General features: G+C 70.6%; 21 protein-coding genes. 11 read left to right on the forward strand and 10 right to left on the reverse strand.

Annotated elements, in window-relative coordinates; all coding sequences use genetic code 11:
- The 6 genes from accB to KOD61_RS02600 form a co-directional block, all read right to left on the reverse strand.
- Complete coding sequence (gene accB / locus KOD61_RS02575; RefSeq protein WP_215219517.1) at positions 1-480, reverse strand: acetyl-CoA carboxylase biotin carboxyl carrier protein; 480 nt, start codon at positions 478-480, stop codon at positions 1-3.
- 57 nt (positions 481-537) lie between these two features.
- Positions 538-987, reverse strand: a complete 450-nt coding sequence (gene aroQ / locus KOD61_RS02580) for a type II 3-dehydroquinate dehydratase (protein ID WP_215219518.1) — start codon at positions 985-987, stop codon at positions 538-540.
- Positions 988-1,104: 117 nt separating this feature from the next.
- Positions 1,105-1,701, reverse strand: coding sequence for a TlpA family protein disulfide reductase (locus KOD61_RS02585; RefSeq protein WP_251370630.1), 597 nt, complete (start codon positions 1,699-1,701; stop codon positions 1,105-1,107).
- Positions 1,698-4,166, reverse strand: a complete 2,469-nt coding sequence (gene dsbD / locus KOD61_RS02590; RefSeq protein ID WP_215219519.1) for a protein-disulfide reductase DsbD — start codon at positions 4,164-4,166, stop codon at positions 1,698-1,700. Before dsbD ends, KOD61_RS02585 begins: the two co-directional genes overlap by 4 nt.
- Positions 4,159-4,482 (reverse strand): divalent-cation tolerance protein CutA, encoded by a 324-nt coding sequence (gene cutA, locus KOD61_RS02595; protein ID WP_215219520.1) that lies wholly within the window; start codon positions 4,480-4,482, stop codon positions 4,159-4,161. The genes dsbD and cutA overlap by 8 nt, the downstream gene beginning before the upstream one ends.
- A gap of 69 nt (positions 4,483-4,551) precedes the next feature.
- Complete coding sequence (locus KOD61_RS02600) at positions 4,552-4,941, reverse strand: helix-turn-helix transcriptional regulator (protein ID WP_215219521.1); 390 nt, start codon at positions 4,939-4,941, stop codon at positions 4,552-4,554.
- A gap of 516 nt (positions 4,942-5,457) precedes the next feature.
- On the opposite strand from KOD61_RS02600, the gene groES reads away from it, so the two are divergent.
- The 4 genes from groES to glnE all read left to right on the forward strand — a co-directional run bounded on the left by groES (position 5,458) and on the right by glnE (position 12,091).
- Positions 5,458-5,745, forward strand: coding sequence for a co-chaperone GroES (groES, locus tag KOD61_RS02605; RefSeq protein ID WP_036210755.1), 288 nt, complete (start codon positions 5,458-5,460; stop codon positions 5,743-5,745).
- Between the two features lie 60 nt (positions 5,746-5,805).
- A complete protein-coding gene (gene groL, locus KOD61_RS02610) occupies positions 5,806-7,446 on the forward strand; it encodes a chaperonin GroEL (RefSeq protein WP_215219522.1) in 1,641 nt (546 codons plus the stop codon).
- Between the two features lie 378 nt (positions 7,447-7,824).
- Complete coding sequence (locus KOD61_RS02615) at positions 7,825-9,171, forward strand: S8 family peptidase (protein WP_215219523.1); 1,347 nt, start codon at positions 7,825-7,827, stop codon at positions 9,169-9,171.
- Positions 9,172-9,250: 79 nt separating this feature from the next.
- Positions 9,251-12,091, forward strand: coding sequence for a bifunctional [glutamate--ammonia ligase]-adenylyl-L-tyrosine phosphorylase/[glutamate--ammonia-ligase] adenylyltransferase (gene glnE, locus KOD61_RS02620; RefSeq protein WP_251370631.1), 2,841 nt, complete (start codon positions 9,251-9,253; stop codon positions 12,089-12,091).
- A gap of 8 nt (positions 12,092-12,099) precedes the next feature.
- Here the strand turns inward: glnE and KOD61_RS02625 are convergent, their stop codons facing one another.
- On the reverse strand, positions 12,100-13,062 hold the full coding sequence (locus KOD61_RS02625; RefSeq protein ID WP_215219525.1) for a mitochondrial fission ELM1 family protein: 963 nt from the start codon (positions 13,060-13,062) through the stop codon (positions 12,100-12,102).
- A gap of 107 nt (positions 13,063-13,169) precedes the next feature.
- Here KOD61_RS02625 and KOD61_RS02630 point away from each other — a divergent pair, with 107 nt between their 5' ends.
- The 6 genes from KOD61_RS02630 (at position 13,170) to KOD61_RS02655 (ending at position 17,884) form a co-directional block, all read left to right on the forward strand.
- Positions 13,170-13,778, forward strand: a complete 609-nt coding sequence (locus KOD61_RS02630; protein ID WP_215219526.1) for a malonic semialdehyde reductase — start codon at positions 13,170-13,172, stop codon at positions 13,776-13,778.
- A 30-nt stretch (positions 13,779-13,808) separates the two neighbouring features.
- The gene (locus KOD61_RS02635; protein WP_215219527.1) at positions 13,809-14,390 is read left to right on the forward strand and encodes a YceI family protein; all 582 of its coding nucleotides are present in this window, start codon (positions 13,809-13,811) and stop codon (positions 14,388-14,390) included.
- Between the two features lie 7 nt (positions 14,391-14,397).
- On the forward strand, positions 14,398-15,102 hold the full coding sequence (locus KOD61_RS02640) for a pirin family protein (protein ID WP_215219528.1): 705 nt from the start codon (positions 14,398-14,400) through the stop codon (positions 15,100-15,102).
- Positions 15,103-15,197: 95 nt separating this feature from the next.
- Positions 15,198-15,395: a zinc-finger domain-containing protein gene (locus KOD61_RS02645; RefSeq protein WP_215219529.1), complete on the forward strand. Its 198-nt coding sequence runs from the start codon at positions 15,198-15,200 to the stop codon at positions 15,393-15,395.
- A gap of 19 nt (positions 15,396-15,414) precedes the next feature.
- On the forward strand, positions 15,415-16,551 hold the full coding sequence (locus tag KOD61_RS02650) for a glycosyltransferase (RefSeq protein WP_215219530.1): 1,137 nt from the start codon (positions 15,415-15,417) through the stop codon (positions 16,549-16,551).
- Entirely contained in the window at positions 16,532-17,884 is a 1,353-nt protein-coding gene (locus KOD61_RS02655) for an O-antigen ligase family protein (RefSeq protein WP_215219531.1), read from the forward strand. The genes KOD61_RS02650 and KOD61_RS02655 overlap by 20 nt, the downstream gene beginning before the upstream one ends.
- A 12-nt stretch (positions 17,885-17,896) precedes the next feature.
- Here KOD61_RS02655 and lpxL read toward each other — a convergent pair whose 3' ends face one another.
- Entirely contained in the window at positions 17,897-18,820 is a 924-nt protein-coding gene (lpxL, locus tag KOD61_RS02660; RefSeq protein ID WP_215219532.1) for an LpxL/LpxP family Kdo(2)-lipid IV(A) lauroyl/palmitoleoyl acyltransferase, read from the reverse strand.
- Positions 18,821-18,878: 58 nt separating this feature from the next.
- Here lpxL and waaA point away from each other — a divergent pair, with 58 nt between their 5' ends.
- Positions 18,879-20,210 carry a lipid IV(A) 3-deoxy-D-manno-octulosonic acid transferase gene (gene waaA, locus KOD61_RS02665; protein ID WP_215219533.1) on the forward strand — a complete coding sequence of 444 codons (1,332 nt, stop codon included), beginning with the start codon at positions 18,879-18,881 and terminating at the stop codon, positions 20,208-20,210.
- Here the strand turns inward: waaA and KOD61_RS02670 are convergent.
- Together KOD61_RS02670 and KOD61_RS02675 are read right to left on the reverse strand one after the other, a co-directional pair.
- The gene (locus KOD61_RS02670) at positions 20,200-21,627 is read right to left on the reverse strand and encodes a TolC family outer membrane protein (RefSeq protein WP_215219534.1); all 1,428 of its coding nucleotides are present in this window, start codon (positions 21,625-21,627) and stop codon (positions 20,200-20,202) included. The two genes, waaA and KOD61_RS02670, sit on opposite strands and share 11 nt — an antisense overlap.
- Positions 21,628-21,644: 17 nt before the next feature.
- On the reverse strand, positions 21,645-22,301 hold the full coding sequence (locus tag KOD61_RS02675; RefSeq protein WP_215219535.1) for a protein-L-isoaspartate O-methyltransferase family protein: 657 nt from the start codon (positions 22,299-22,301) through the stop codon (positions 21,645-21,647).
- Between the last annotated feature and the right edge of the window lie 62 nt (positions 22,302-22,363).

Genomic DNA, 22,363 nt, shown 5'->3' on the forward strand with positions numbered 1-22,363 from the left:
TCACCCGATCACGAACAGCGGCTGGTCGAACTCGACCGGCTGGCCGTTTTCGGCGACGACCTTGAGCACCGTGCCGGAGACGTCCGCCTCGATCGGGTTGAACATCTTCATCGCCTCGATGATGCCGAGGGTGTCACCGGCCTTGACCGCCTGGCCGACGCTGACGAACGCAGGCTTGTCCGGCGCCGGGCTGGCGTAGAAGGTGCCGACCATCGGCGCGCGCACGACGTGGCCGTCGGGCAGCTCCGGGCCGCCCTTGCCGGGCGCGCCGCCGGTCGCGGCATCCACCGGCGACTGCATCGGCATCGGCGCGGCCGGGGCCGGGTGCGCCGGCGCTGCGTGCATCATCGGCGCGGCGACCATGCCCCCGCTGGGCATCCGGGCCAGCCGGACCGACTCCTCGCCCTCCTTGATCTCGATCTCGTTGAGATTGGATTCCTCGAGCAGGTCGATGAGCTTCTTGATCTTGCGCAGGTCCATGGGCGGGCCTCTTGGTGGTCTTGTGGTCGGAGGCCGCCGGGCCGGCGGCCGGGCAGGTCAACGGGGCGCGGTGTCGAGCCGCGCGATGGCGGCGTCGAGGGCGTAGCGGTAGCTGTCGGCGCCGAAGCCCGCGACCACGCCGACGGCCAGGTCGCTGAAATAGCTTTGGCGGCGGAAGGGTTCGCGGGCATGCGGGTTGGACAGGTGGATTTCGTAGAACGGCAGTGCCGTCGCCGCCAGGGCGTCGCGCAGGGCCACGCTGGTGTGGGTGAAGGCGGCGGGGTTGATCAGCACCAGCGCGGTGCCGTCCGTGCGGGCGGCCTGGACGCGGTCCACCAGCACGTGCTCGGCGTTCGACTGCAGCGTTTCCAGCGTGTGCCCGGCGGCCTCGGCGGTTGCGCGCAGGGCAGCGTCGATCTGTTCCAGCGTGGTGTGGCCGTAGACCTCCGGCTCGCGCATGCCGAGCAGGTTGAGGTTGGGGCCATGCAGGAGCAGCAACTTCGCCATCGCGGACCGGGACGTGGAAAGGCCGGCAGTGTGGCCGAGCAGGGGGTCGCTGTCCAGAAGTTATCGGCTGTTTCGCCGAAGTTGTCGCGATTTAATCGGTTGTTTGAAAATTTCGGCTCAGTCCGCGGCCCACGCGTCGACCTCACCGTGCTCGAACGGGCCGATCTTCTGCTTCACCAGCCGCCCCTGCGCGTCGACCAGGGCGGTGAACGGCAACACGCCGCGGACATTGCCCAATTGCACGCCCGAGTCCGCCGGGCCGGCGACGTCGAGCAGGATCGGGTAGTCGACCGGGGTATGCGTTAGGAACTCGCGCACCGCGTCGGGCTCGTCCAGCGCGATGCCGACCACCTGGACGCCCGTGCCGCCCTGGCTGGCGGCGAACCGGTCCAGTTCCGGCATTTCCTCGATGCACGGGCCGCACCAGCTGGCCCAGAAGTTCACCAGCACCGGCCGCCCCGCATAGTCCGCAGGCAGGGTAGCCTCGCGGCCCTGCAGGTCGGGCAGGCGCACGGTCGGGATCGGCTCGCCGCGCGATGCCACGGCCAGGCCCTCGGGCGGCGGTGGGGCGGTCGCGGTCATCGCGTGCTGCAGCGCCTGTTGCCCGACCTCGCTGCGCAGCAGCGGCCCGGGGCCGTTCATCAGCACGCCGGCGGCCGCGCCGAGCAGCCCGGCACCGAGCGCGACCAGCAGCACCTTCGTGGTCGACTTCACTGACCGGTCCCCGCGCTCGCACGGGCCGCGCGCGCGGCGAAAGGCTCCGGTTGCTCGAACCCGTACAGGCGCAGCTCGCGGCGCTCGACACCGTCGACGTAATACAGCGTGGCCGGCGGGCCGATGATCCCGAGGCGCTTCATCAGGGCCTGGTCGACCGCGTCGTTGGCGGTCACGTCGGCCTTCAGCAGGACGAAGTCGGCGAGGGCGTCGTGGACCGCCGGTTCGGGGAAGGTGTACTTCTCCATTTCCTTGCAGGCCACGCACCAGTCGGCATAGAAGTCGAACATCAGCGGCCGCCCGGCCGCGGCGGCGGCGGCCACCTCGCGGTCGAGGTCGGCCGACGACTTGATCATCCGGAACGGCAGCGCGCGCTGTTCGGCGGCAGCTCCTCGCAGTCCGGCGAGCGGGCGCAGGGGATCGTCGCCGCCGGCCAGCGCCCCGACCACCTGTACCCCGCCGGTGATGCCCAGCAGGCCGGCCGCGGTCCAGCCCAGCACCCTCAGGCCATCGCGCGAGCGCGAGCGGGCGGTGCCCAGCGCCAGCGCTGCCGCCGCGCCGAGCAGCAGCGCACCCCACAGCGCCAGCGACACCGGGCCGGGCAGCACCCGCGCAAGCATCCACACGGCCAGCCCGAGGAACACGAAACCGAACAGCCGCTGCACCGCGAGCATCCACGGCCCGCTGGTGGGCAGCCCCTTGCCGGCGGCCACGCCGAATGCCAGCAGCGGCAGGCCCATGCCCATCGCCAGCAGGAACAACGCCGCCCCGCCAAACGCCGGGTCCTGGGTCTGGCCGATATAGAGAACCGCGGCCGCGAGCGGCGGTGCCACGCAGGGACCGACGATCAACGCCGACAGCGCGCCCATCACCGCCACCCCGGCCAGCGAACCGCCTCGCTGGCGATCGCTCAGCGCGCCCAGCCGGTTGCGCAGGCCAGACGGGAGTTGCAACTCGTACAACCCGAAACTCGACAGGGCGAGTGCCACGAACAACGCAGCGAACGTCGCCAGCACCCACGGGTTCTGGAACGCGATCTGCACGTTGGCGCCGACCAGGCCGGCGACCACGCCGGCCACGGTAAACACCAGTGCATTGGCCAGCACGTAGACGAACGACAGCCCAAGGGCGCGCCCGGCCCCGAGGCCGCGCTCGTGGCCGGCCGAAGCACCCGCGATAAGGCCCGACAGGATCGGGATCATCGGCAGCACGCAGGGAGTGAAGGCCAGCAGCAGGCCAAAGCCGAAGAAGCTCAGCAGTGCCCACCAGCGGTTCGGACCCGACAGCGCGGCCGCCAGCCGGCTGTCCTCGGCCTGGTTGCCGGCGTCGATGTCGGACGATGCGGGCAGGTCGCCTTCCGCGGGGGAGGTATCGAACCCACCTGCCACCGGGATGCCGTCGCCGGCGGGTTGCGCGGTGTCGGCTGGGCCAGTCGCCGGGCTTGCCGGTGCAACGTCGCCACCCGGTGGCATCGCTGAATCGATGGCCTTGGCGGTGTCCGCCCCGGGCACAGGCGCCGCCGCGGTCGCGGTCGGCTGCGACGAAACGTTGCCCGCCGGCAGGGCGACCTCGACCATCCGGGTCATCGGCGGATAGCAGATACCGTCGGTCTGGCAGCCCTGGAAGGTGGCCCGTAGCTGCACCGTGGTCGCGGCAGCCGCCGCGCGGCGCAGCGGGACCGTGACCTCGACCGGGTCGAAATAGACCACTACCTCGCCGAAATACTCGTCGCGGTGCTGCCGGCCGCGCGGCCATTGTGCGCGGCCGAGTGCAACGCCGGCCCCGTCGCCCGCCAGCACCAGCCGGGTCTGGTCCCGATACAGGTAGTAGCCGGGCGCGGGTGAGAAGCGCAGCCGGAGGGTGTCACCGTCGTCGGCGATGGCTTCGAAGCCGAACGCCTGCTCGGGCGGCAGCGGTTCGTCGAAGCCGGCCGGTGCGGCGAGCAGCGGGTTGCCGGGCAGACGGACCGGGTTGGCCGCGCCGCCACCACGGCCGAGCAGGCCGGTGCCAGCCCCCGGGCCCGCCGGCGCGCCCGTCAAGGCCACGGTGATCCTGCGTGTCTGCGGCGGGTAGCAGATGCCCGCGTCGGCGCAGCCCTGGTACTTGATGGTCAGCGTGGTGCTGGCCGCGCGCGCCTGCCCCGGCAGCGTCGCGATGAGCCGGCCCCGGTAGGTCTCGACCTTCCCGAAGAACTCGTCCTCGTACGGCGTGCCGGCCGGCAGGCGCAACTCGCCGGCGGCAAAGCCCGCGTCGGCCGCCACGCTGGTGCGGTGGCGATACAGGTAGTAGCCGTCGGCGATGTCCCATCGGATCCCGATCGCGCCGTCGGGGGTCGCTTCGGCCTGCAGCGCGAAGGCCTCGTCGACCGGCAGCAGGTCGTCCGGGTCGATCGCCGCGTGCGTGGTGCCGGCCAGCATGCCGAGCAGCAATGCCAGCCAGCGGCCGGCCTTCCGGGAATCAGTCATCGTGTCGGGTCTGCTCGGCCACCCAGGCCAGGTACGGGGCGAGGCCGCCAGCGGCTTCGACCGCGACCAGTTCCGGGAGTTCATACGGATGCAGCGCCTGCACCCGCGCGGTCATCGCCGCCAGCCGGTCGGCGGTGGTCTTGATCAGCAACAGCACTTCCGTGCCGTGCTCCACCCGGTCCTCCCAGCGGTAGGTCGAGTGCAGGCCGGGCAGGCGGCTGACGCAAGCAGCCAGCCGCTCGTCGACCAGCGCGTCGGCGATCACGCGGGCGCTGGCGTCGTCGGGGCACGTGCACAGGCAGACCAGGACAGGCATCACGGAGGCTCGGGTGGGGCGCATTAGCCTAGCCCAGCGGCGTCGCCCGGGCTTGGCGGAAGCGGCCGGTCAGGTGTTCCTCGGACGCCCGACCCGGCGTTGCGCAAGCTGTTCGACCACTTCGACCAGCGGCGCGCGGGCGCGTACCGGGCTGTCGCGGAATGCGCCGATCAACCGAAGCTCGAGCGGGTCGTCGACCAGCAGCGCGTCCGCGGCCGCGATCGAGTCCATCTCGACCTCGGTCGTCAGCGTCATCTTGCCGCGCCCGGTGGCCAGCCACTCGAACTGGACGCCGGTGACCAGCGCGATCTCGCGCAGGTGCGCGGCGCTGGGCGACTTGCCGGGGTTGCCCTCCCAATGGCTGACCGCGCTTCGCTGGACGCCGACCGCGGCGGCGAGTGCGGCCTGCGACAGACCGCCGTGGCGGCGGGCGAGACGGATGCGAAGCGCGGGTGTCATTGGCGTGGCTACTCGGAGTAACGGAGCGCCCGAAATTAACATGAAGCTGCGCGCTATCGGTAGCAATATCACCGATGAACGCCGAAACCAGTGATTGCTTCGAGCCACGTCACGACTTTGTGCCACCGATGGAGACGGTTCGCCGTATGGAAAACAGTGGTCAAGGTGACTGGATTGGACCAATATCGCCCCTGGTCGACAGGACGTCGACCTGACATGGGGGTCCAGGTCAGGGGAGAGGCGCGGGACGCGCCGAGCTCGGAAAGCCAATCCCGAAACCGGAAGGACGCGTCTCCACCAGGGGGCGCGTCCTTTTTTTGCGCGTGTCCTCCGGTGCATGCCCGGCATCGGCGCCCGTTCCGACGCAGCCCCTTGAAAGCCTGCCGGCGCCCCCCATCTCCAGCGCAGTCCCGGCTTGCCGGGCACGGCCGCTCCCGGACTTGGCACTCAAGCGGGGCGACTGCTAAATTTCGCGTTCTTTCCCCACCCTTTCAACCACTTACGAGGTTGTAGCTCATGAACATCAAGCCGTTGTTCGACCGCGTGGTCATCAAGCGCATGGAAGAAGAAAAGATGTCCGCCGGCGGCATCGTCATTCCGGATTCGGCCACCGAGAAGCCGATCAAGGGCGAGGTCATCGCGGTCGGCGAGGGCAAGGCCCTGGACAACGGCAGCGTGCGCGCGCCGAAGGTCAAGGCTGGCGACAAGGTCCTGTTCGGCAAGTACTCCGGCACCGAGGTCAAGCTCGACGGCACCGACTATCTGGTGGTGAAGGAAGACGACATCTTCGCGATCCTCGGCTGATCGCGGCGCGCTTCAGTTCCCCATTTCCCTTTTTTTGAACTTCTTTTGAGGTAATCCGCAATGGCTGCCAAGGAAATCCGTTTCGGCGAAGACGCGCGCTCCAAGATGCTGCGCGGCGTCAACACGCTCGCCAATGCCGTCAAGGCCACCCTGGGCCCGAAGGGCCGCAACGTCGTGCTCGACAAGAGCTTCGGCGCGCCGACGATCACCAAGGACGGCGTGTCCGTCGCCAAGGAGATCGAGCTGGCCGACAAGTTCGAGAACATGGGCGCGCAGATGGTCAAGGAAGTCGCTTCCCGGACCTCCGACAACGCCGGTGACGGCACCACCACCGCGACCGTGCTGGCCCAGGCGCTGATCCGCGAGGGCATGAAGGCGGTCGCCGCCGGCATGAACCCGATGGACCTCAAGCGCGGCATCGACAAGGCCGTGACCGGCGCCGTCGCCGAGCTGAAGAACATCTCCAAGCCGTCGTCGACGAGCAAGGAAATCGCCCAGGTCGGCGCGATCTCGGCCAACTCCGACACCCAGATCGGCGACCTCATCGCGCAGGCGATGGACAAGGTCGGCAAGGAAGGCGTGATCACCGTCGAGGACGGTTCGGGCCTGGAGAACGAGCTGGACGTGGTCGAGGGCATGCAGTTCGACCGCGGCTACCTGTCGCCGTACTTCATCAACAACCAGCAGTCGATGCAGGCCGAGCTGGACGACCCGTTCATCCTGCTCTACGACAAGAAGATCTCCAACGTGCGTGACCTGCTGCCCGTCCTCGAGGGCGTGGCCAAGGCCGGCAAGCCGCTGCTGATCGTCGCCGAGGACGTCGAGGGCGAGGCCCTGGCCACCCTGGTGGTCAACACCATCCGCGGGATCGTCAAGGTCTGCGCCGTCAAGGCCCCGGGCTTCGGCGACCGTCGCAAGGCGATGCTGGAAGACATGGCCGTGCTGACCGGCGGCACCGTGATCTCCGAGGAAGTCGGCCTGCAGCTCGAGAAGGCGACCATCAACGACCTCGGCCGCGCGAAGAAGGTGCAGGTCTCCAAGGAGAACACCACCATCATCGACGGCGCCGGCGACACCGGCTCGATCGAGGCCCGCATCAAGCAGATCAAGGCGCAGATCGAGGAGACCTCCTCCGACTACGACCGCGAGAAGCTGCAGGAGCGCGTGGCCAAGCTGGCCGGCGGCGTGGCGGTGATCAAGGTCGGTGCCTCGACCGAGATCGAGATGAAGGAGAAGAAGGCGCGCGTCGAGGACGCACTGCACGCGACCCGCGCGGCCGTCGAAGAGGGCATCGTCCCGGGCGGCGGCGTCGCCCTGATCCGTGCGCTGGCCGCGGTTGCCGACCTTAAGGGCGACAACGAGGACCAGAACCACGGTATCCAGATCGCCCGCCGTGCGATGGAAGCCCCGCTGCGCGAGATCGTCACCAATGCCGGCGAAGAGCCGTCGGTGATCGTCAACGCGGTCAAGGAAGGCAAGGGCAGCTACGGTTACAACGCCGCCACCGGCGAGTACGTCGACATGCTCGAGGCCGGCATCCTGGATCCGACCAAGGTGACCCGCACCGCGCTGCAGAACGCCGCTTCGATCGCCGGTCTGATGATCACGACCGAAGCGATGGTCGGCGAACTGCCGAAGAAGGACGAGCCGGCGATGCCGCCGGGCGGTGGCATGGGCGACATGGGTGGCATGGGCTTCTGAGCCAGCCATCACGCTCCACCGATGCAAAAGCGAAAACCCCGCCGCACGGCGGGGTTTTCTTTTGCGCGGACGTTCGTCCCCGGCGAAGGCATTAGCAGACTGCCCAGTTCTTTTTTGCACTGCAGCGTGCAATCGGTGTAACGATTCCTTCACGATCGACCCGCATCCCGACGTGGGGGAGGGAGCAGGCCCGCAACCGGTTCGTCCGGGGCGGGCTTTTTATTTGCCTAGCCAGGGGCGCTTCCGATCGGCGGTCACCGCGACGTGGCCGGCCCGATCGCCCGATTGCGTGCGTTGCGGGCCGGTCCGGCTCTGCTATCTTCGTGGCGCGCGGGGGATAACCGTGACGCAAGTCACACGTTATCGGAGAGAGCGCTAATGAAACGTTTCAGCTTGGTGCTGGCCATCGCCGCGGCGACGGCGGCAGGCAGTGCGCACGCAGCCACTTACGTGGTGCAGGCCCGGGCCCTGGATTTCGACGCCGCGCTGGCGGCGCAGGTCGAGGCATTGGGCGGACAGGTGGTCGCCCGCCATCCCGGGATCGGCGTGGCGATCGTGGAGTCCGACACCGGCTTCCCCGCGCGCGCGCGCCGGGTGCGGGCGTTGCAGTCGGTGACCGAGGACCGCGTGCTCGAGTTCGGCCTGCCCCGGACGGGACCGACGGTCGACCTGACCGAGGCAGCCGCCAATCCGCCCGACAGCGGTGACGACGACTTCTTTTTCGACCTGCAGTGGGGCCACGACGCGATCGACGCGCCCGAGGCGTGGGAGCGGACCGGCGAGCGCGGTGCAGGGGTGCGCGTCGCGGTGCTGGATTCGGGCATCGACTGCGACCACCCGGACCTGGCGCCCAACCTCAACCTTGCCCTGAGCACGTCGTTCGTGGATGGCGAGGCGCTGTGCGACCTGCCGGCGGGCTTCAACCACGGCACGCACGTCGCCGGTACGGTGGCCGCGGCGGACAACGCCTACGGCACGATCGGGGTCGCGCCGGAAGCGGAGATCGTCGCGGTCAAGGTGCTGTCGGCCTACACCGGCTCGGGCAGCTTCGCGAGCATCATCGGCGGCATCGTGCACGCGGCCGACGTCGACGCCGACCTGGTCAACATGAGCCTGGGCGTCCAAGGCGGCCTGCCGGTGACGCCCGACACGCACACGCTCGTCGGTGCGGTCCTGCGGGCGGTGACCTACGCGCGCCAGAACGGCACCACCCTGATCGCCTCGGCCGGCAACGACGGCATCGACTTCGACACCGCGACCGACGGGTTCGGCAACAAGCTGATCGCGTTCCCGGGCGGCCTGCACGGTGTCATCGGGGTTTCGGCCACGGCGCCGGAAGGCTGGGCGCTGAGCCCGATGACCGACCTCGACCTGCTGTCGCACTACAGCAGCTTCGGCAAGGTGGTGGTCAACTTCGCCGCGCCGGGCGGCGACTGGGACTATCCAGGCAACGAGGTCTGCCTGATCGCCGGCCAGCTGCGCCCGTGCTGGGTGTTCGACTACGTGTTCAGCACGAGCAACAACGGGTGGGGCTGGGCGAGCGGTACGAGCATGGCCGCGCCGCACGTGACCGGCGTGGCGGCGCTGATCATCGGGGCGAATGGCGGTTCGATGAGTCCGAGTGCCGTGCTGTCGGCGCTGACCCATGGGGCCGACGACAAGGGGGCGGCGGGGCTCGACGCGCAGTACGGGCGGGGCCGGGTGAACGCCGACAAGTCCCTGTAGCCGGTCAGGCAACATGACCGCGGCGCCGGCGGCCCACGGGCAGCCGGCGCTTTTTTGTTGCATGCCATCATTCGCGGCGATGACCCAGTCCGCCGCACCCGACTCCGTACCCGCCGTCGCCACCGACGCCGTGCAGCGCTCGCTTGACCGCCTGGCCGAATCCGTGCCGGACGCTGCGCGCCACGCCGGGCGGCTGCGGCCGGTCGCACTGGCGAGCGACTTCGCAGTCGACGTGCTGGTGCGTCAGCCGGACTTGCTCGCGCGCCTTCTGGCCGACGATGGCACCGCCCCACTGCCCGTCCCCGTGCTGGACCCGGGCAACCGTGATGCGTGGCCGATGCTGTTGCGCCGCTACCGGGTGGCGGCTTCGACGCGGCTGATATGGCGCGACGTGCACGGGCTGGACGACGTGGAAGCGACCCTCGCCGGCAGCACCGCGCTGGCCGAGACCTGCCTGCGGCTCGCACTCGACGCGGTCGAACACGATGTCGCCAGCCGCCACGGCGTCGTCTGTGATCCGGATGGCATGCCCCAGCGGCTGGTCGTATTCGGTCTCGGCAAGCTCGGCGGCGGCGAACTGAACTTCAGCTCCGACGTGGACCTGGTCTACGGCTACGAGCACGGCGGCGAGTCCGACGGCGCGCGGCCACTCGCGGCCGAGGCGTGGTTCTCGCGCGTCGGGCAGCACCTGGCCAAACTGCTGGACGAAGTCACCGCGGACGGCTTCTGCCACCGGGTCGACCTGCGGCTGCGCCCGTACGGCAACGCCGGCCGTGTGGCCTGGTCATTCGCCGCGATGGAGCAGTACTTCCAGCACGAGGGGCGCGACTGGGAGCGCTATGCATGGCAGAAGGCGCGGCCGGTGGCCGGCGACCTCGATGCCGGCGGCCGCTTCCTCGACGTGCTGCGGCCGTTCGTCTACCGCCGCTACCTTGACTTCGGCGCGCTCGACGGCCTGCGCGCGATGAAGGCGGCGATCACTGCCGAGGTCGCGCGCAAGGAGCTGGCCGACGACATCAAGCGCGGGCCGGGCGGCATCCGCGAGATCGAGTTCCTGGTGCAGGCGCTGCAGCTGATCCGCGGCGGGCGCGAACCCGAGCTGCGCGAGCGCGGCCTGCTCGCGGCGCTGTCGCTGCTGGTCGAGGCGAACCAGGTCGAGCCGGAGGCCGGCGCCGCACTCGCCGAGGCGTACCGGTTCCTGCGACGGCTGGAAAACAGGCTGCAGATGCTGCGCGATGCGCAGGTCCACTCGCTGCCCGACAGCGATGTCGACCGCGCACGGATCGCGACGGCACTGGGCCATGCGGACTGGTCTTCGCTGCGAAGCGCGCTCGATGCGCACCGCGCGCTGGTGAGCGGGGAATTTGCCGCATTGCTGGCACCGCGCCGGCGACCACAGGCGGCCGATGCGCTTGCGGCGTACTGGCGCGACGTCGGCGCGTCGGGCGAATCGGCCGGCGAGGCCGACAGCGAGGTGCTTGCCGAGGCCGGCTTCGCCGAGTCGCGCGAGGCCGATGCGCTGTTGCGGGATTTCGCCCGCAGCCCCGGCGTGCGCGGGTTGTCGGATGGCACCCGGGCGCGGCTGGACCGCGTGCTGCCGGCATTGCTGCAGGGCGCGGCCCGCTCAAGCCAGCCGCTGCTGGCGCTGCGGCGGATGGTCGCGCTGCTCCACAACATCCTGCGCCGCAGCGCCTACCTGGCGTTGCTTGACGAGCAACCGGCGGCGCTGTCGCGGCTGGTGGAAGTGGTCGGCCAGAGCGCCTTGCTGGCGGAGCGGCTCGCGCTGCACCCGCTGTTGCTCGACGAACTGCTCGACTCGCGCGTCGCCGGGCCGCTCCCGGACCGCGAGGCGCTGATCGAGGCGTGCGTGATGGTGGCCAGCGACCGCGACGACACCGAACCCGACGACACCGAGGCGGTGCTCAACGCGCTCAACGAGGTGCGCCAGGCACTGAGCTTCCGCATCGCGATGGCCACCCGCGACGGCCGCCAGCCGGCGGTCGACAGTGCCCGCCAGCTGGCCTGGCTGGCCGATGGCGTGGTCCGCCGCGTGCTGACCCTGGCCGCGCGCGAGGTCGCCGCCGCGCATGGCCGGGTGCCGGACGCCCGGTTCGCGGTGCTCGGCTACGGCAGCCTGGGTGGCGAAGAACTCGGCTTCGGTTCCGACCTGGACCTCGTCTTCCTCTACGACGCGCCAGCCGAGGCCCAGTCCGACGGTGCGCGGCCGCTTGATGCCTCGCGCTGGTTCGCGCGCTTGGCGCAGAAGGTCGTCGCGCTGCTGGGTGCGCCGTCGGCGGCCGGCCGGCTGTTCGACGTCGACGTGCGCCTGCGTCCCGACGGCGCCAAGGGCCTGCTCGTGTCATCGCTCGCCAGTTTTGCCGACTACCAGCGCCACCGGGCTTGGAACTGGGAGCACCAGGCACTGGTGCGCGCCCGCTGCCTGGTGGGCGATGACAGCCTGTGCGCGGATTTCGGCGCGGTGCGCGAGCAGACCCTGGCACGGCCGCGCGACCCGGCACAGGTCCGCGTGGACGTCTCGAAGATGCGCGCGCGCATGCGTGCCGAGCTGGACCGCAGCGACGCGGCGGCGTTCGACCTCAAGCAGGGCGAGGGCGGGCTGGTGGACCTGGAGTTCCTGCTGCAGGCGCTGGTGCTGGACCATGCCGACGAGCACCCGTTGCTGCTGCAGCCGCGCGATACGCCGGGGCTGGTCGACGCGCTGCACCGCGCCGGCATGTTCGATGCCCGGCGCCGCGAAGACTTGCAGTCGGCCCATTCGACCCTGCTCGCGCTGGGGCTGGAATGCACGCTCGACCGGCGTACCCGCCGGGTGCCGCCGGACGCGCGTGTGGAGACCGCGCGCGAGGCGATCCGCGAGGCGGTGCGGGCGCACGGCCTGGTCTTCGACGCGCGCGCCTGACGCGGCGCTCAGCCGGCGAGATCGAGCCTTCGCCGCACCTCGGCCGAGACCCGCCCGGTCTCGCGCAGCGGGGTCGCCGCGAACGGCGCCAGCACGTCGTCGACGCCCCGCACCCGTCCCAGTCCGAGCAGGCTGTCGAGGAACCGGCGCGGCCGCCCGCGCAGTTCATCGATGCCGGCGACGAACACCGGCGCGTGGGTCGCGCAGGCCTCCGACACCATGTTGACCGAATCGGCGGTGCAGACGATGCGGTCCGCCCACGCGAGCATGCCGGGGTAGAGGTTGCCGCCGTCGCCCGGTCCGTTGAGCACCACGTGGGCCTTGCCCTGCAGCCGCCCGCGCAGCCGGGCGACAACCTCGTCCGGCGTTCGACGCGAGGTGGTGACCATCAGGCACCCGCCCTCGGCCTCGACCGTGCGGTGCAGGCGCTCGACCAGCGCGTCGATCATGGCCGGTGCGAACCGGGCGTGCGCGCTGATGCCGCCCAGCAGCAGGGCGGTGCGCGGCTGCGCCAGGGTGCCGAGCGCGGCGAAATGCCCGCGCGCGGTGGCCAACCAGGTGTCGTCCACCGGGTGCAGGCTGCCGAGCAGGCGGATCACGTTGTCGCCGTCCAGCCCGTCGTGCTCGGGCGCGATCACCAGGTCCCAGTGCCGGGTCGACAGCCGCGGATCCAGGATCTGCACGGCCCGGCTGCCGCGCGAACGCAGCACGCGGGTGGCCAGCGCCGCCTGCCGGCCGCAGCCGATCGCCAGCGCCGGTGGCTCGTCGAGCAAGCGCCCCAGTGCATTGCCCAGCCCGGCGCGCGCCAGCGGAAGGCGCCGGGGTGCCAGCCAGCGCCACGGCGCCCGCGGGTGCACCGTGCAATGGTGCGGACGTCCACCCAGCGCCGCCGCCAGCGCCTGCGCCTGGCGCAGGTTGCCGGCGTGCCCGTCGGTGACGGTCCAGATGGACGTGGCGGGTGATCGTTCCACTGGTGTCGTTAATCCGTTTCGAAAAGGCCGGGTGTTGCTGGATACGCGAGACTCTACACTTGCCCGATCCGCCGCGGCTCCCTCGCGGCTCCCGACGGAGATAGTGAATGCCTTCGACCCCGCACGCACCTGGCCACGCCCTCGACGACGCGTCCCTGGACCAGCTCTTCCGCACCGCCCGCACCCACAACGAGTTGGGCGGCGAGGTCAGCGACGAGACCCTGCGCGCGCTGTACGACCTGCTCAAGTGGGGTCCGACCAGCGCCAACATGGGGCCGGCCCGCCTGGTGTTCGTGAAGTCGCCCGAAGCCAAGGCCAGGCTGGCGCCGGCGCTGGACGAGGGCAACCGCGCCAAGACCATGGCGGCGCCGGTGACGGTGATCGTCGGCCATGACGAGGACTTCCACGAGAAGCTGCCATACCTGTTCCCGCACACCGACGCCAAGAGCTGGTTCGAGGGTCCGCGCGAGGGCCGCAGCGTCGCCGCGTTCCGCAACGGCAGCCTGCAGGGGGCCTACCTGATCCTGGCCGCCCGCGCGCTCGGGCTGGACACCGGCCCGATGTCGGGCTTCAACAACGCCATGGTCGACGAGCTGTTCTTCGCCGGCACCGCGATCAAGTCCAACTTCCTGGTCAACCTTGGCCATGGCGACCCCGCCAGGCTGTTCCCGCGTTCCCCGCGGCTCGCGTTCGACGAAGCCGCCCGCATCGTCTGACCCTCCATACCCCTTTCCGGAGTACTTCCCATGTTCAACAAGCTCATCCTCGCCGCCGCCCTGGCCACCGCCAGCACCGCCGCTTTCGCCGACCCGGTCCGCTACACGATCGACCCCAGCCACACCGACGTGATCGCCCAGTGGAGCCACTTCGGCTTCTCCAACCCCACCGCGCACTTCGGCCAGGCCGAAGGGACCATCGTCTATGACGCCGACGACGTCGCCGCCTCCAGCGTCGAAGTCACGCTGCCGCTGGCCGGTATGAACAGCTACACCGCCAAGTTCGACGAGCACCTGCGCAGCAGCGACTTCTTCGACGCCGCCGCGTTCCCGGTCGCCACCTTCAAGAGCACCAGCGTCGAGGCCGTCGGCGAAGGCAAGCTCAAGGTCGCCGGCGTGCTGACCATCAAGGACAACAGCAAGCCGGTGGTGCTCGACGTCACGCTCAACAAGGTCGGCGAGAACATGGGCGGCCAGCCGACGATCGGCTTCGACGCGACCACCACCATCAAGCGCACCGACTTCGGCGTCGGCATGTACGCGCCGGCGGTCAGCGACGAGGTGCGGATCCGCATCACCACCGAAGCCGGCGTGCCCAAGAGCGCGGAGTAACCCCGGGATGATCATCGAACGCCCATCCGCCAGCCGGGGCCACGGCCCCGCGACCGTCGCCTGGCTCGACAGCCGCCACACGTTCTCGTTCGGCGATTACTACGATCCGGCGTGGATGGGGTTCGGTGTCCTGCGGGTGATCAACGAGGACCGCGTCGCCCCCGGCGCGGGCTTCCCCACCCATGGACACGCCAACATGGAGATCCTCAGCTACGTGCTCGACGGCGCGCTCGCGCATGAGGACAGCACCGGAGGCGGCGGCGTGATCCGTCCGGGCGAGCTGCAGTGGATGAGCGCCGGCCACGGCGTGCGCCACAGCGAGTTCAACGGCTCCCGGACCGAACCGGTGCACTTCCTGCAGATCTGGCTGCAACCGGACCGGGTCAATGCCACCCCCGCATACGCGCAGCGCGCCGCCACCGGCGGCGATGGCTGGCAGCTGCTGGCGTCTCCCGACGGCCGCGACGGCAGCCTGGCGATCCGGCAGGACGCGCTGGTGCGCAATGCGCGGCCGGCCGCCGACACCGCGGTGGACTTGGTGCTCGACCCGGGGCGGCGTTACTGGCTGCACGTGGCCCAGGGCACGGTCGAGGCCAACGGGCGGGCGCTGGCCGCCGGCGATGCGCTCGGTTTCGAAGGCGAGTCGGGCCCGTTGCAGGTCACCGCACGGGGCAATGGCGCCGACGTGCTGCTGTTCGACCTGCCCGCCTGAGGACACGCACGCCTGCCGGGCCGAAGCCGGACAGGCACGGCGCCGCTGCCCGGGCGACTGGTAGACTGCGGCCCTCGCACCGCCTTGCCATCGACATGACCGCAGCCCACGACCTCCCGACCCAGGCCAACACCGAGCGCCGCTACACCGTCACCCGCGCTGACCTGCCGTTGAGTTGCCCGCTGCCCTCGATGGCGCTGTGGAACTCGCACCCGCGCGTGTACCTGCCGATCGAGGCCGAGCGCGAGTGCGACTGCCCGTACTGCGGGGCGCACTTCGTGCTGGAAGGCTGAGGACGGCCGGACCGGTCCGGTGCGCCGGCTGACCGTCGTCCAGTTGCTGCCGGCGCTGGAATCCGGCGGGGTCGAGCGTTCCACCCTGGAGATCGCGCAGGCGCTGGTCCAGGCCGGCCATCGCGCCGTCGTGGTCTCGGCGGGCGGCCGGCTGGTGCCGCGCCTGCAGGCGATGGGGGCCGAGCACGTGACCCTCGACATCGGCCGCAAGTCGCTGGCGACCCTGCGCCACGTCAGCACGTTGCGGACACTGTTGCGGCGCGAACGCGCCGACATCCTCCACGTACGCTCGCGCCTGCCGGCATGGATCGGCGTGCTGGCGTTGCGCGGAATGGGCGCATCAAGACCGCGGCTGGTGAGCACGGTGCACGGGCTGAATTCGCCGTCGCGCTACAGCGCGGTGATGACCCGTGGCGAACGCGTCGTCTGCGTGTCGGAGACCGTGCGCGATTACGTCCTCCGGCATTACCCCGCCACCGACGCCGGCAAGTTGCGCGTGATCCCGCGCGGCATCGACCCGCTGTCCTTCCCGCCAGCACCGTCGCCGGACCCTGCCGCACGCGCATGGGCCGTCGCCCAGCACCCGGCGCTGGGCGGCGACGGCCCGCTACTGCTGCTGCCCGGACGCGGCACCCGGCTCAAGGGCCATGTCGATGCGCTGGAGCTGTTGGCGCGCCTGCGTGCCGATGGCCTGGACGCGCGGCTGTGGCTCCCCGGCGCGCGCGAGGCCGGTCGCGCGGCGTACATCACCGAGCTCGAAACGCATGCATGCGCGTTGGGGATCGAGGGTGTCATCGCCTTCACGCCGCCGACCGACGCGATCGCACGGGCCTATGCCGCCTGCAACCTGGTCCTGCAACTCTCGCGCAAGCCCGAGGCGTTCGGGCGCACCGTGGTCGAGGCGCTGTCGTGCGGCCGCCCGGTGCTGGGCTGGTCGCACGGTGGCGTCGGCGAATTGCTGCGCGAGCTGCAGCCCGCCGGTGCGGTCGAGCCGTTCGACGGCGACGCGCTCGCCGTCCGCGGCCGTGCGCTGCTCGAACGCGCGTCGGTACCAGCCGGTACGATGCCCGTCTCGTCCCATCCGCTGCTCGCGCGGTACACCCTGCACGCGATGCAGCAAGCCACCCTGGCCGTCTATGCCGAACTCGCTGACTGAACCGACCGCACTGCCGCACAACGGCGCCGTTCCCGGCTGGCGCTGGGCGCCGGCGTGGATCCTCGCCTACGTCGCCCTGTGGCCCGCACCCGGCTATGCCGAGGGCGTGCTGGTGCTTGGGGCGCTGGTCGCGATCATCCGGCTGGTTACTTCGCGGTTCCGCGGTGGCGGCCAGTTGCTGAGCCACCAGGCCTGGGCGCTGACCAGCGTGCTGTTCTTCGCCTACTGGCTGCCCGAACTGGTATCGGCGTTCGACTCGGTCGACCCGGGCCGGGCGCTGCGTGAAGCTGCGGTGGACCTGCGCTACCTGCCGTTCCTCTGGCTGGTCGCGTCCGCGGTCGCCAACGGCCGCGGTCGGCGGACGACTTTCACCGGCCTGGCGGTGATCATCGGCATCTGGACGGTGGATGCGCTGCTTCAGGCGTTCACCGGCACGAGTCCATTGTTCTTCGGGATCGACTCGATCAAGCACGCGATCAGCGGCCGCGGCATGTGCAGCGCCGAGGAAGTCGCCGCGCTCGACCGGCTCAGCGGCGTGCTCGGGCCATGCAACCTCAAGCTCGGCATCGTCCTGGCGAGCCTCTCGCCGTTCGTCCTGCACGCGGCCGGGCAGCGGTTCCGCATTGCGGGCTGGCTGGTGGCCGCGGCGGCGATGGGCGCGGTCGTCGTGCTCGCCGGCTCGCGCGCGTCGTGGGTCACCTATGCGCTGGTGCTGGTGCTGTCGGGCTGGCGGATGCTCGGCTGGAAGAAGCTTGCCGGCGTGTTCGCGTTCGGCGCGGTGATGCTCGCGGTGCTGACGCTCGCCTCGCCGCAGGTGCGCGACCGGATCGTACGCACGACCCACGTGCTGACGGCGAACGAGGAGGGCGTCGACGTGGCGCTATCGGGCCGCACCCGGATCTGGGGCGCAGCGGTGTGCATGGCGGGCCGGCATCCATTCAACGGGGTCGGTGCGCGCGGCTTCCGCGAGGCGTTTCCCGCCTGCGATCCCGAGAGTGGCCAGCCGGCGGAGTGGGGCGAAGGCCCCGCGCTGCACGCGCACCAGATCGTGCTGGAGGTGGTCAGCGAGACCGGTCTGTTCGGCCTGCTGCTGTGGCTCGCTGGCGCGGCGCTGGCGTGGCGCGCGTGGCGCTACGCCGAACCGCTGCAACGCGAGCACGCACGCCCGGCGATGCTGGCACTGGTGGTGACGGTGTTCCCGCTCAACACCCACTTGGCGTTCTACTCGACGTTCTGGGGCGGGCTGACGTTGCTGCTGGCTGCGCTGTATGCCGGTAGCCTGCTGGCCAAGCCTGCGTCAGTGCCGGCATCGGTTCCGGCACACAGCGGCTGAGCAGGCAATCGCTCAGCGGTACGGCGTGGCGACGCCGGGAGGGCGCCGCTTGAAACGGCGGTGGATCCAGAGGTACTGGCTTGGGGCCTCGCGCACCATCGCTTCGATCGCCGCGTTGACCCGCGTGGAGTCGGCAACCGGATCGGTCGAGGGAAAGTCTTCCAGCGGTTCGCCCAGCCGCAGCACGTAGTCAGCGCCCTCGCGGCGGTGGAAGAACGGCACAACCGCGCACCCGGTCAGGCGCGCGAACTGGTGGGTCGCGGTGATGGTCGCCGCCGGGACGCCGAAGAACGGCGCGAACACCGTCTCCTTGCCACGCATGTCCTGGTCGGGCGCATACCACAGCAATCCGCCCTGCTTGAGGTGGCGCATCGCCGGCCGCAATTCGGCGTTGGCGAACATCGCACAGGCATACCGCAGGCGCCCGCGCTTGACCGCCCACTCCATCACCGGGCTGCGGTGGCGGCGGTACATGCCGGCCAGCGGCAGGTGGTCGCACATCAGGCGCCCGCACATCTCCAGCGTCATGAAGTGGCCCGACACCAGCAGCACGCCGCGGCCCTGCGCGCGGATCGCCTCGATCGCCTCGACGCCTTCAACTCGCACGGTCCGCCGCATAGGCGTCACCGAACCCCACCACGCGCGTGCGAACTCGAACAGACCGATTCCGAGGTCACGGAAACTCTCGCGCAGCAGGGTCTCGCGCGCCGGTTCCGGCATCGCCGGCAGGCACAAGGCGAGGTTGGCGCGCGCGGCCCTGCGGCGTTCGCCGGCGACCGCGAACGCCAGCGCACCGATGCCCGCGCCGAGTGCGCGCTGCACCGGCCACGGCAGGCGTGCCGCCAGCCACATCACGCCCAGCGCGAGCCAGGTCGGCCAGTGGCGCGGGCCTTTCGGCGGCGTGCCGGGGGAGGTCGGGGAAGCGGTGTCGGCCATCCGTCGATTCTAGCCGGCGACAACGCGACGGTCCGGCCCGCTGAAGTATCCTGCGCGGATGCGGATTGACCCCATCGAGCGCCTGCTGCGCGTGCTGTACTCGGCTGCGCTGTACCTGCTGGTGCCGGTGACGGTGTACCACCTGATCTGGCGTGGATTCCGCCAACCGGCGTACTTCCAGCGCTGGCACGAGCGCTACGCGCGCTACCACGATGCGGCCGGCCGACGTGTGCTGTGGCTGCATGCGGTGTCGGTCGGCGAGGTCAACGCGGCGCTGCCGCTGGTCAACGCCCTGCGCCGCGGCCGGCCGGACCTGCGGTTGCTGGTCACCACCATCACGCCCACCGGCTCGGAGCGGGTGCGTGCGATCTGGGGCCACGACGTCGAGCACGTCTACCTCCCCTACGATCTCCCGGGCGCGGTCGACCGGTTCCTGCGGCACTACCGCCCGCACGCCGCGCTGATCATGGAGACCGAGCTTTGGCCGAACCTGCTGTTCGGCTGCCGCGACCACCGGATCCCGTTGTTCATCCTCAATGCGCGGCTGTCGGAGCGCTCGCTGCGCGGCTACCGGGTGCTGGCGCCGCTGGTGGGACGCGCGCTGCGCACGGTGCATACGGTGGCGGCCCAATCGCTGGCGGATGCGGTGCGCTTCGTCCGCCTGGGAGCCCGGCCCGGGCAGGTGGTCGAGGTCGGCAACCTCAAGTTCGACGTCGCGGTGCCCGAAGCGATGGATGCGTTTGTCGCCGAATGCCGCCGGCATTGCGGCGACCGGCCGGCGTGGATCGCGGCGAGCACGCACGAGGAAGAAGAAGCCCCGGTGATCGCGATCCACCGCAGGCTCCGCGCCGTTTTTCCCAACCTGCTTCTGCTGTGGGCGCCGAGGCATCCCGAGCGGTTCCGGCAGGTGGCCGAGCACGCGCGTGCGTCCGGCTGGCAGGTTGGGACGCGGTCGCGCGCCCGCTGGCCGCAGCCGGGCGACGGGGTGTTCCTGGTCGACACGCTGGGCGAGCTGATGAACTTCTACGCCTGCGCCGATGTCGCGTTCGTGGGCGGCAGCCTGCAACCGGTGGGCGGGCATAACCTGCTCGAGCCGGCGGCCACCGGAACAGCGATCGTGACCGGGCCGCACCTGCACAACTTCGCCGAGATCTCGCGGCGGCTGGAGCAGGCCGGGGCGCTGCGGGTGGGCGCCGACGCCGATGGCGTGGCGAACGAGCTCGCCGCCCTGCTGGGTGATCCGGCCAGGCGCGAGCAGATGGCCGAAGCCGGGCGCAAGCTGGTGGAAACCGGACGCGGTGCGCTCGCGCAGACCCTGGTGCTGCTGCAGCCGGTGCTCCCGCCGCCCCCCCTGACGGCGACGGCGGGAGCGGGGTCGGTTACTGGATGACCGAGTCGACCTGCGCTTCGGCATCGGCGGTCAGCAGGCGGTTGATCTCCTGCACGTCCTCGACGTCGAGGGTGCCGGCCGCCTGCTCGAGCAGCAGCCGGCTCTGCAGGTAGTTGTAGCGGGCCAGCGCGTAGGCCTGCTGCGCGGTGAACAGGTTCTGCTGGTTGTTCAGCACGTCCAGCACGGTACGGGTACCGACTTCCAGGCCCACCTGCGACGCGTCGTAGGCGGCCTGGGCGGAGACCAGCGCCTGCCGGCGGGCCTCGACCTCGCTGATGCCGGCGACCAGCGTCTGGTAGGCACTGCGCGTGTTGCGCTCGAGCGCGCGGCGCTGCTGCTCCAGTTCATCGGACGCGATGTCGCGCTGGGCGATGGCCTGGCGGACGCGCGACTGGGTGTCGCCGCCGGAGAAGATCGGCACGCTCAGGGTGATGCCGATCTCGGGGCCGCGGCTCTCGCTTTCGATCGGGCTGGTGATCGAGGCCGGCAGGTCACTGCTGCTGAACGTGCGGTCGCCGGTGGTCTTGCTGTCGCCGTAGCTGCCGCTGAGGTAGAGCGTCGGCAGGTGGCCGGCTCGCGCGGTCGCGACGTTGGCCTCGGCCGACTCGACGCGGAACTGCTGCGCCTGCAGCGCCGGGTTGTTCTGCATGGCGGTCTGGACCCAGCCGTCGACGCCTTCCGACACCGGCAGTTGCGGCTGGTAGTCGGCCGGCAGGCCCTGCAGGTCGCGCACCGGGCGGCCGGTGATCTCGGCCAGCGCCTGGTAGGCATCGGCCACCGCGTTGCGGGCGATGATCGTGTTGGCACGCGCGGTGTCGTACTGCGCGCGTGCCTCGTGGACGTCGGTGATCGGTGCCAGGCCCACTTCGAGCCGCTTTGACGCGAAATCGAACTGTTTCTGCAGCGCGGTCTCGGCGGCCTCGGCCGCGGCCAGGGTCTCAAGCTGCACCAGGACGTTGAAATACGCCGCCGAGGTGCGGGTGATCAGGTTGTCGCCCGCCGCCTCGAGCTGGAAGTCGCCCGCGCGGCTGAGGGCCTTCTGCCCGCGCAGGGTGGTGAACCGCGCCATGTCGAACAGCATCTGCCGGCCGTTGATGCCGACGCTGCGCGTGGTGGTCTCGCTTTCGATGTCGCCGGTGAACTGCAGGGGCTCGCCGGTGGCCGGGTCGAACTGTGTCTGGGTCGCCGGGCCTTCGCTGCGCGAGCGGCGCACGCTGGCGCTGCCGTCGAGTTGCGGCAGCATCGCCGCGCGCGCCTGCACCGCGCCTTCCCGGGTCACCAGCCGGCTGGACTCGGCGGCGGCGAACTGCGGGTCGCCGGCCCGTGCCATCTCGTAGGTCTGCAACAGGTCTTCCGCCGCGGCAGTGGCCGGCAGCAGGGCGAAGGCGAGGGCGAATACGAGCGGGCGACGGATCATGCTGTGTCCTTGGCGTTTTAGAACTCGAAGGCGGGCTGGGGAGCCATGCCGGCGAGATAGGGGAGATCGGTCTCGAACAGGGATTCGATGCGCGGCTGGCCGGGTTCGTTGTGGACCAGCACCGCCTCCATCGCCGGTGACCGGCCGCGCACGACGAACATGCGCCCGCCCGGTTCCAGCCAATCGATGAAGCGCTGCGGAATCACGTCGACCGCGCCGGTGACGCAGACCGCGCTGAACCGCCGCGTGGTCTCCCACGCCAACGCGTCGGCGTGCACGACGTTGACGTTGGCCAGGCCCTGGGCGGCCAGTTGCGCGCGGGCGGTGTCGGCCAGGTCGGCGTGGCGCTCCAGGCTCACCACTTCGCGCGACAGCCGGCCCAGGCAGGCGGCCAGGAAGCCGCTGCCGGTGCCGATCTCCAGCACCGTGTCATGCGGGTCCAGCGCCAGCCCCTGGAGGGTCCGGCCCTCGACGACGGGCTTCATCATGCGTTCGCCATGCGGCAGCGGCAGTGGAATGTCGGTGTAGGCCAGCGCGCGGTGCGGGGCGGGGACGAACGCCTCGCGGGGAAGGCTCGAGAGCACGTCCAGCACGCGCGGGTCCAGCACGTCCCACGGCCGAACCTGCTGTTCGACCATCAGTTCGCGTGCCTTGGCGTAATCGATCGTGCTCATCAGTCTCTCTGGGGTTCGCGGTGGAGCCGCCAATTGTAATGGGCGCGGGCTTGCAAAGCCTG

It is taken from the genome of Lysobacter luteus, assembly GCF_907164845.1.
Taxonomy (GTDB): Bacteria; Pseudomonadota; Gammaproteobacteria; order Xanthomonadales; family Xanthomonadaceae; genus Novilysobacter; species Novilysobacter luteus.